The organism is Streptococcus infantis (assembly GCF_001579645.1).
Taxonomy (GTDB): Bacteria; Bacillota; Bacilli; order Lactobacillales; family Streptococcaceae; genus Streptococcus; species Streptococcus infantis_E.
Window position 1 is genome coordinate 1 of record NZ_KQ970819.1, and the last position, 9,538, is coordinate 9,538.

Sequence of the window (9,538 nt, forward strand, 5' to 3'; positions counted from 1 at the left end):
AAAATGTACTGACCCCAAAAAGTTAGACAAATAATTATTGAAAGGATTTAGTTCTGTACTGCACAGGACTAAGTCCTTTTAGTTTTACCTTAATTCGTTTGTTGTTGTAATAATCAATATAGTCTACAATAGCCTGTTCCAATTGGTTAAGTGATTTGAAGGTCTTCTCATAGCCATAAAACATTTCGGATTTCAAAATGCCAAAGAAAGATTCCATCATGCCATTGTCTGTGCTGTTACCCTTACGTGACATGGATGTCTGAATCCCCCTACTCTCTAAGAACTGATGATAAGAATTGTGTTGGTATTGCCAGCCCTGGTCACTATGGAGAATAGTATTCTCGTAGTATTCCTCTGAGAAGGCTTGTTCTAACATCGTCTTTACTTGTGCTAAGTTCGGTGACCTAGAAAGATTATAGGCGATAATTTCGCTATTAAAGCCATCTAAAACTGGCGATAAATAGAGCTTTTGACTGCTTGATGGAATGGCAAACTCTGTCACATCTGTGTAGCACTTTTCCATTGGTTTAGAGCCTTCAAATTGACGTTGAATGAGGTTATCTGCTTTCTTGCCAACGTCTCCTTTATGAGAAGAATACTTGCGTCTCTGTCGCATTTTAGCTTGTAAATTGAGTACTTTCATCAAGCGTTGAACTCTTTTATGATTGACCAGATAACCACGATTTCTTAGTTCTAAATGAATCCGACGATAACCATAATTTCCCTTGTGTTCGGTAAAAATGGATTGAATTTCATCTTTAAGCTCTTGGTCCTTATCTGGTTTGTTTAGCTGTTTCAAGTGATAGTAGTAGGTAGAACGAGCGAGTTTAATGGCTTTTAGAAGAATATCTAACGAAAAATCAGCGATTAATTCTCGAACAATTTCCGTCTTTCTTCTTTCTCTTTTTCCTCCTTCAATCGGAGTTCTCTCAACTTTTTTAGAATGGCATTCTCCGCTCTTAGGTATTGCAGCTCTTCTTGTAGACGCTCTAACTCTGTCAATTCCTCAGGCTTTTTCTTCGGTTTACGTCCCATTTTAGATGGTCTCCCTCTTGTTTTCTCAACAATAGTATACCCGTTTTTCTTGTATTGTGCCAGCCAATTTGAAAGCATTCCTTGGTTTGGGAGAGCATAATCAAGGCTGACACTTCTACGTGAACGACCTTCAAGTAAGACTTTATCAATCATTTCTTGTTTTAGTTCTGGAGAATAATAACAATTCTTACCTTTCTTGACAATCTCTATTCCATAACGGTCAATTAATTTCACCATGTACTTTAGCCCAGAAAAATCTACATCAAATCTTTTTGAAAGCTCCTTGAAGCTATGACCTTGATTCCTAAGTGAATAGATCTGAACTTTATCCTCATAAGTTAATTTCATAATAAAATACCCCCAAAGTTAGATTTTTTCTGTCTAACTTTGGGGGTGCAGTTCAATATTGATTTCTAGGCTTTTTTTAACTTATTTACTCTATTCCCACTCAACAGTTGCAGGTGGTTTACTTGTAATATCGTAGACGATACGGTTAACGTGGTCAACTTCGTTTACGATACGGACTGAGATTTTTTGGAGAACTTCCCATGGAATCTTAGCGAAGTCAGCTGTCATTCCATCGATAGAAGTGATGGCACGGATAGCGATAGTATAGTCGTAAGTACGGCCATCACCCATAACACCTACGGAACGAACGCCAGTGTTAACAGTGAAGTATTGCCAAATGTCGCGGTCGAGACCTGCTTTAGCGATTTCTTCACGAAGGATTGCGTCTGATTCACGAACAGTTTCAAGTTTTTCTTCAGTGATTTCACCCATAACACGGATAGCAAGACCTGGTCCTGGGAATGGTTGGCGCCACACGATGTGGTCTGGCATACCAAGTTCAGTACCAAGGGCACGAACCTCATCCTTGTAAAGAGTGTTGAGTGGTTCGATGAGTTCAAACTGCATGTCTTCTGGAAGTCCACCAACGTTGTGGTGAGATTTAATAGTTTGAGCAGTATCCGTACCTGACTCGATGACGTCTGTATAAAGAGTTCCTTGCGCAAGGAATTTCACATCTTTTAGTTTGCTTGCTTCGTCATCAAAGACATAGACAAACTCGTTACCGATAATCTTACGTTTTTGTTCAGGATCAGATACACCAGCAAGTTTATCCAAGAAACGTTTAGCAGCATCTGCTTTGACAATGTTCAAACCAAACTTACCACCAAGCATATCCATAACTTGGTCAGCTTCTCCTTTACGAAGAAGACCGTGGTCTACAAAGATACAGATCAATTGATCGCCGATGGCTTTTTGGAGGAGAACCCCAACAACAGAAGAGTCAACACCACCTGAAAGACCAAGGAGAACACGTTTGTCTCCAACCTTTTCACGGATTTGTTTGATTTGCATCTCGATAAAGTTATCCATAGTCCAGTCACCTTTGGCACCACAGATATTCAAGGCAAAGTTACGAAGGATATCATAGCCGTGAACTGAATGACGAACCTCTGGGTGGAATTGGATACCATAGATTTTCTTGTCTGGATTTTCGATTGATGCATAAGGACAGTCAGCTGATGTACCAGTACGAATGAAATCAGCAGGAATTTCAGTAACAGCATCCCCGTGGCTCATCAAGACAAGTTGCTCATCTGGAGTACCCGCAAAAAGAGCAGACTCGGTGTGAGTAAGAGTGGATTGTCCATACTCACGGTTACCAGCATCACCTGCAGGAACAACCTTTCCTCCAAGCTTGTGAGTTAATAGCTGCATACCGTAGCAGATTCCTAAAATTGGAATTCCAAGTTCAAAAATCTCTGGATCAATATCAAATGATCCTTCTTCGTAAACAGAGTTTGGACCACCTGAAAGTACAATCCCGATAGGATTGATAGCACGGACTTCGTCAGCCGAAATCTTGTGACTTTTTAGTTCTGAAAAGACACCAATCTCACGGATACGACGTGAGATAAGTTGGTTATACTGGCTACCGTAGTCCAGTACGATGATCTTTTCGACATCTTGCAAATCAGTTGAAATGTTGGTCATCTTTTCCCTTTCTTAAAAGAAATATCTTCTTGAATATTCTATCATAAATGCCCCAGAATTACCAACCAAACAAGTGCAGTTTGACTTTTCCCCATGAGATAGGGTACAATGGAAAAATAAAGAAAAGAAGTGAGCAAGCATGTTACCAGCTTATATGAAAATTCACGACCAAATCAAAAAAGGTATTGATGAGGGAAATTGGAAAATTGGAGAAAGACTTCCAAGTGAGCGAGACTTAGCTGAGGAATTTGAGGTTAGCCGTATGACCCTGCGTCAAGCCATCTCCCTTTTGGTCGAGGAAGGAGTTTTGGAGCGTCGTGTGGGTAGCGGGACCTTTGTTTCTAGTACTCGTGTTCAGGAAAAAATGCGTGGAACGACCAGTTTTACGGAAATTGTGAAGGCTCAGGGGAAAACACCATCGAGTCATCTGATTTCCTATCGTCGGACTATTCCTAATGAGCAAGAAGTTGAAAAATTAGGGATCAAGGCCACTGAAAATATTATTCGTATGGAACGTGTTCGTTATGCAGATCAAGTTCCTGTAGTCTACGAAGTAGCATCTATTCCTGAGAAATTTATCAAAAATTTTAAGAAGGAAGAAGTAACCAAGCACTTCTTTCAAACCTTACAGAAACATGGTTATCGAATTGGGAAATCTCACCAGACTATTTATGCTCGCTTAGCCAAGGAAAAGATTGCTCATTATCTAGAAGTAGAAAAAGGTCATGCTATTTTAGGACTGACTCAGGTTTCTTACTTTGATGACGGTACAGCTTTCGAGTATGTAAAGAGCCAATACGTCGGAGAACGTTTTGAGTTTTATCTAGAAAATAATTAGTTTTTAAGAAATCTCTTGAAGTTGGGAATCCTATCCACTTTAAGAGTTTTTATTTGGTTAAGATTAGAAAACATTTTCCGATTAAGAAAAATAGTAATCATACGAGTATTTTTCAAAGATTCGTGTTATAATAGTTAGGTTATATGGTCCCGATAAGGTGGTAGTGAAGGTCGTTTATCGATCCTCTACCAGTACTTTGTAACTCTATAACGAATATTTTTTAAGGGGGGACATTTTTATGTCAGAACGTAAATTATTCACGTCTGAATCTGTATCTGAGGGGCATCCAGATAAGATTGCAGACCAAATTTCAGATGCTATCTTGGATGCTATTTTAGAGCAAGATCCAGAAGCCCACGTTGCTGCTGAAACAGCTGTTTACACTGGTTCAGTTCATGTTTTTGGTGAAATTTCAACCAATGCCTATGTAGATATTAACCGTGTGGTACGTGATACGATTGCAGAGATTGGCTATACCAACACTGAGTATGGATTCTCAGCTGAAACAGTAGGAGTTCATCCATCATTGGTAGAGCAATCTCCAGATATCGCCCAAGGTGTTAATGAAGCCTTGGAAGTTCGTGGAAACGCAGATCAAGATCCACTTGATTTGATTGGAGCTGGAGACCAAGGTCTCATGTTTGGTTTTGCGGTTAATGAAACTGAAGAACTCATGCCACTTCCAATCTCACTCAGCCACAAGTTGGTTCGTCGTTTGGCAGAGCTTCGTAAGTCTGGTGAAATTAGCTATCTTCGACCAGATGCTAAATCTCAAGTTACTGTTGAATATGATGAAAATGACCAGCCAGTGCGCGTGGATACAGTTGTTATTTCAACTCAACACGATCCAGAAGTTAGCAATGAACAAATTCATGAGGACGTGATTAACAAGGTTATCAAAGAAGTGATTCCAGCTTCTTATCTTGACGATGAAACTAAATTCTTCATCAATCCAACCGGTCGTTTCGTTATCGGAGGACCTCAAGGAGACTCAGGTTTGACTGGTCGTAAGATCATCGTGGATACTTATGGTGGTTACTCACGTCACGGTGGTGGTGCCTTCTCTGGTAAGGATGCGACTAAGGTTGACCGTTCAGCTTCTTATGCAGCTCGCTACATTGCCAAAAACATCGTTGCTGCAGGTCTCGCTAAGAAAGCAGAAGTTCAATTGGCTTATGCCATTGGTGTAGCTCAACCTGTATCTGTTCGTATCGATACCTTCGGTACTGGAACAGTAGCTGAAAGCAAGCTTGAAAAAGCAGCGCGTCAAATCTTTGACCTTCGTCCAGCAGGAATCATCCAAATGCTTGATCTGAAACGTCCAATCTACCGTCAAACAGCGGCTTATGGACACATGGGACGTACAGATATCGATCTTCCATGGGAACGCTTGGATAAGGTTGATGCCTTGAAAGAAGCAGTTAAATAAAGTAAAAAGGAGTTGATTTAAACTCCTTTTTTAGTTATTTATTGATAGTCTTTAAAAAAGCCCAGTTTCCAATAGACTTAGTCCCGTACTCTAACTCCATAAAATCTAGCAATTCATAATCATTCTTTTTATAGAATGGAACATTTTTTTCTGTACTGGTAATGAGCCCTAAGCGCTTGCAGCCCTTGGATTTGACATAGGGCTCAACTGCGTCTCTAAGAAAAGCACTGCCCACTCCTTGTCCTTTAACAGATGGATTGACCGCAAGGAGCATCAAATACCAGTCAAAGCTATTAGATTTTTTCAAATGTTCTTCGGAACGGTCTACTAAATCAAGATACTTCAAAAAATTTCGTGGGCTAATGTAGCGAAACAGTTTTATGACACCATTTAGCAAGTAAGATAGGATGGAAAAATCATTTTGTTGTAATAAGGCGACAGCTAGGATTTCTCCGTCTTGTTCAGCTACTAAGCAGGTCTCTTCTTTGATATAGAGGCGAGTAAGGAGACTTTCCAAGAGTTCTAAGAAAGCAGGATAGTTTTCAGGTTTCTTGAGATCATCTATGATTAGAGTTAAGAATGGATAGTCAAAGAAGCTATCGGCTATTACTTTTCCAATTTTTTGGTATTCGTCTAGCCTGGCTTTTCTGTATACTATGTTCTCCATTTATGAGCTCCTTTTTTATTGTTAGTAAATTATAATAACCGAGTTTTTACAAAAATATTGCCAAACTTAGTAAGTTGAAAGATTGTTAGAAAACTCTTTCTGTAACACTGAATCTGATTCTAGAATATAGGATTAGACAGACAAAGAACACTCTAAAAAGTTAGAATTTTTAGAGTGTTGTCCAAATATAGCTAAGTTTTATTTTGTTGGGATTGAGATTTCAATCAATTTTTCAGAGTAGAGGGTCTTGATATTAGCTTCATCGATATTTTGCTTTTCGATCTTGCGATTCAAGAAAAATTCTTGGATTTTTTCTATTTCTTGTTCGCGGATAGCACGATGTTTATTGGAAATGAGGATTTCATAATGAAGCGGTGCCTGAGTAAAGATAACATCAGTGTTGCCTGCAGAGTAGACTTCTACGAGTGTAGCGTCGGTACTCTCCAGTTGGCTTTTAACAAGGTTTGAGTGAGAATTAGTAGTGTTGATGAGCTTCATAGGCTTTCCTCCTGTGTTTCTATTTCTATTATAGCACTTTTTGGAAAAATTGGAAAAGTTAATTTAAACTTGATGCTGTTTTTTCCAAGCTTCAATTGCCCATTTATGACTGCCACGCTTTAAGTTAGCAATGGCTTCATCGATTGGGAACCAAGCTAGATGATTGAAGTCCTCCAAAGGTTTTTGGATTTCTTGATAAGAAGTAGCTTCGTAGAGATAGGCTGGATTGTAGTAGTAAGTATCACGATGGCTGGAATAGAAATACTCATCTGCTTGTCCATAATAAGTGCCAATCTCAGCTGTAAAACCTAATTCTTCAATTAGTTCTCGTTTGAGAGCTTCAAAATGATCTTCGCCTGCTTCAATCTCGCCACCAGGCAAGAACCATGCACCATTTGGAGCTTGAACGAGGATAATCTTTTCATGTGCTGAGTCAGGGATGACTGCATAAACACCATATCTAGTTTTGTAGGTTACACCCTCTTTTTTTTCTCCAAAGGTTGGATTTGTCATAAATTTCTCCTTTATGTGTGCGCTTTCTTTCTATCATATTAAAGAATGCTCTTACTGTCAAGTAAGAACATTCTTTTAGTATGTGGAATTAGTCATTTGAGTCAACTGTTTCCAATTTATTTTTTGATTTAATCATGATTTTACCATTGCTAGTCATGACGGCTTTGAGGTTTTTCTCGCTTGGATTTTCAAGGTAATAGTCCGTGATTGCATCTTCGATATGATCTTGAATGGTACGACGGAGTGGGCGAGCTCCCATTTTTGGATCATAACCAAGGTCTACAAGTTTTTCTTTAACCTTATCTGTTACATCTAAATGGATGTTATTGCTTGAGAGACGTTGATTGACATCATCTAACATGAGATCAACGATTTGAAGGAGATTTTCCTTGCTGAGGGCCTTGAATTCGATAATGCCATCAAAACGGTTCATGAATTCTGGGCTAAAGAAGTTGCCTAATTCTCCAAGAACAGAGTTAGTACGGCCTTCTCTAGCAGCACCAAATCCAACACTAGCTTCTGCCTTACCTGTACCTGCATTTGAGGTCATGATAATGATGGCGTCTTTAAAGCTAACAGTACGACCTTGACCATCCGTTAAACGACCATCATCCAAGACTTGAAGGAACATATGCATAACATCTGGATGGGCTTTTTCAACTTCATCCAAGAGGATCAGTGAGTAGGGGTTACGACGAACTTTTTCAGTCAATTGACCTGCTTCATCATAGCCTACGTATCCTGGAGGGGCACCAACGAGTTTAGCCACGCTGTGTTTTTCCATGTATTCACTCATGTCAAAGCGAATCATGCTGTCAGCAGAACCAAAGAGTTCGATGGCCAGCTGTTTAGAAAGTTCTGTTTTACCGACACCGGTAGGACCAACAAAGAGGAAGCTACCGATTGGACGGTTTGGAGTACCGAGTCCAACACGGTTACGACGGATAGCCTTAGCGATTTTATCAACTGCATCATCTTGACCAATAACATGAGCCTTGAGGTCATCTGCTAGGTTGATGAGTTGAGACTGTTCTTTTTCCTTAAGGTCACCAACTGGGATATTAGTCTTTTGTTCGATGATGTGTTCAATCGTCTTTTCGCTGATGATTGGGGTATCCTGATCCGTTACCTTTGTCTTTTGCATTTCCTTGTATTTGGCAATCTGGTCACGGAAGTAGGCTGCTTTTTCAAAATCTTCATCGCAGGTTGCTTGTGCCTTGAGATTCTCTGCTTCGATTAAGCGTTGGTCAATGACCTTAGGATCTACAAAATTCAAGGTTAAGTTCATTTTTGAACCAGCTTCATCTAGGAGGTCAATGGCCTTGTCTGGTAAGAAACGGTCTTGGATGTAGCGGTTAGAAAGAGTAGCAGCTGCTTCGATAGCGCCCTCGGTATAATGAACGTGGTGGTAATCTTCGTATTTCTTTTGAATACCTTTCAGGATAATGATGGTTTCTTCAACAGTTGGTTCGTCAACTTTAACAGGTTGCATACGACGTTCAAGGGCAGCATCTTTTTCGATGATGCGGTATTCATTGAGGGTAGTAGCACCAACTAATTGGAGTTCGCCACGAGCAAGAGCTGGTTTTAGGATATTTCCTGCATCCATATTCCCTTCTCCAGCAGAACCAGCACCGACGATTTCGTGAATTTCGTCAATGAAGAGAATAACATCCTCGCGCTCACGAATTTCTTCCATGAGTTTTTGCATGCGTTCTTCAAACTGACCTCGGATACCTGTTCCTTGAACAAGGCTAACGACATCTAAGCGGATGACTTCTTTGCCTTGAAGCTTATGGGGAACATCACCGTCAACAATTTTCTGAGCTAAACCTTCGACAACAGCTGTCTTACCAACACCGGGCTCGCCGATGAGGACAGGGTTGTTTTTTGTTCTGCGGTTGAGGATTTCAATGACACGGATTATCTCTTCGTCACGGCCAATTACAGGGTCAATATTTCCGCGACGGGCAATCTCAGTAACATTGATACCATATTCATCCAAGAGTCCTTTTTCCTGGATTGGTGGTGGGGTTTGGGCAGGACCACGATTTTGGGAACCATAGCCACCATTTCCACCGTATCCACCCCCTGACTGAGTTGGGGGGATATTGTTGTTATTAGAAGAAGGTCTAAAGTTGTTGAGATCGTTAAAGAAGTCTCCAAAGGGATCGAAATCACGGTTGTTTAAATCTGTAATGCCCTTGAATAAGCTATTGTTAGGATCTGTTTTGATAATTTTGTAGCAATTTTGACAAAGGTCGATTTGCTTTTGTTGTCCATTGAGATTGGTATAAAGATGAATCGTTGAGTCATTGATTTTACAGTTTTGACAGAGCATACCGCCACCTCATTTCTTTCTTAGTCTTGACTAAATTTAAAAGGTCAAAAATAGTCAAACAAGTATATAATTTAATTATATCATGATTATTGGGCAATTCAAGTAAAAAGATTGGATACTAGCACTATAAATAGAAGAGCGCTAATCGTGAGAAAATCTTGATAGCAAGAAAAAAACCTATTTGTCATACAAAAAGGATTCTCGTTGGTGAAAGGC

The 9,538-nt window shown here is 39.9% G+C and carries 8 protein-coding genes; 2 read left to right on the plus strand and 6 right to left on the minus strand.

Translation table 11 applies throughout. From position 1 onward, the window contains the following. Nucleotides 1–34 precede the first annotated feature (34 nt). Nucleotides 35–1,383 (minus strand): IS3 family transposase gene (locus SINDD18_RS10380; RefSeq protein WP_153014421.1). Its coding sequence is split into 2 segments (ribosomal slippage): nucleotides 35–942 and nucleotides 942–1,383, totalling 1,350 coding nucleotides; the frame shifts between segments, so codons are not numbered across the junction. A 90-nt stretch (nucleotides 1,384–1,473) separates the two neighbouring features. After that, nucleotides 1,474–3,036 (minus strand): glutamine-hydrolyzing GMP synthase, encoded by a 1,563-nt coding sequence (gene guaA / locus SINDD18_RS04345; protein WP_060955503.1) that lies wholly within the window; start codon nucleotides 3,034–3,036, stop codon nucleotides 1,474–1,476. A gap of 139 nt (nucleotides 3,037–3,175) precedes the next feature. On the opposite strand from guaA, the gene SINDD18_RS04350 reads away from it, so the two are divergent. Continuing rightward, nucleotides 3,176–3,874: a GntR family transcriptional regulator gene (locus tag SINDD18_RS04350; RefSeq protein ID WP_045762883.1), complete on the plus strand. Its 699-nt coding sequence runs from the start codon at nucleotides 3,176–3,178 to the stop codon at nucleotides 3,872–3,874. 238 nt (nucleotides 3,875–4,112) lie between these two features. Continuing rightward, the gene (gene metK / locus SINDD18_RS04355) at nucleotides 4,113–5,303 is read left to right on the plus strand and encodes a methionine adenosyltransferase (protein WP_000003967.1); all 1,191 of its coding nucleotides are present in this window, start codon (nucleotides 4,113–4,115) and stop codon (nucleotides 5,301–5,303) included. A gap of 34 nt (nucleotides 5,304–5,337) precedes the next feature. Here metK and SINDD18_RS04360 read toward each other — a convergent pair whose 3' ends face one another. From SINDD18_RS04360 to SINDD18_RS04375, 4 genes are all read right to left on the minus strand, one after another. Beyond that, complete coding sequence (locus tag SINDD18_RS04360) at nucleotides 5,338–5,970, minus strand: GNAT family N-acetyltransferase (RefSeq protein ID WP_061863244.1); 633 nt, start codon at nucleotides 5,968–5,970, stop codon at nucleotides 5,338–5,340. 198 nt (nucleotides 5,971–6,168) lie between these two features. Then, entirely contained in the window at nucleotides 6,169–6,468 is a 300-nt protein-coding gene (locus SINDD18_RS04365; protein ID WP_000767183.1) for a DUF1827 family protein, read from the minus strand. Between the two features lie 63 nt (nucleotides 6,469–6,531). After that, on the minus strand, nucleotides 6,532–6,981 hold the full coding sequence (locus tag SINDD18_RS04370) for an NUDIX hydrolase (RefSeq protein ID WP_045762885.1): 450 nt from the start codon (nucleotides 6,979–6,981) through the stop codon (nucleotides 6,532–6,534). A gap of 88 nt (nucleotides 6,982–7,069) precedes the next feature. Then, nucleotides 7,070–9,322 (minus strand): ATP-dependent Clp protease ATP-binding subunit, encoded by a 2,253-nt coding sequence (locus SINDD18_RS04375; RefSeq protein WP_061863245.1) that lies wholly within the window; start codon nucleotides 9,320–9,322, stop codon nucleotides 7,070–7,072. Between the last annotated feature and the right edge of the window lie 216 nt (nucleotides 9,323–9,538).

What these genes read in the sequence shown, in the direction of transcription:
- SINDD18_RS04360 (WP_061863244.1), bottom strand. Translation starts at nt 5,970, where the DNA reads ATGGAGAACATAGTATACAGAAAAGCCAGGCTAGACGAATACCAAAAA.
- SINDD18_RS04365 (WP_000767183.1), bottom strand. Translation starts at nt 6,468, where the DNA reads ATGAAGCTCATCAACACTACTAATTCTCACTCAAACCTTGTTAAAAGC.
- SINDD18_RS04375 (WP_061863245.1), bottom strand. Translation starts at nt 9,322, where the DNA reads ATGCTCTGTCAAAACTGTAAAATCAATGACTCAACGATTCATCTTTAT.
- SINDD18_RS04370 (WP_045762885.1), bottom strand. Translation starts at nt 6,981, where the DNA reads ATGACAAATCCAACCTTTGGAGAAAAAAAAGAGGGTGTAACCTACAAA.
- SINDD18_RS04350 (WP_045762883.1), top strand. Translation starts at nt 3,176, where the DNA reads ATGTTACCAGCTTATATGAAAATTCACGACCAAATCAAAAAAGGTATT.
- metK (WP_000003967.1), top strand. Translation starts at nt 4,113, where the DNA reads ATGTCAGAACGTAAATTATTCACGTCTGAATCTGTATCTGAGGGGCAT.
- guaA (WP_060955503.1), bottom strand. Translation starts at nt 3,036, where the DNA reads ATGACCAACATTTCAACTGATTTGCAAGATGTCGAAAAGATCATCGTA.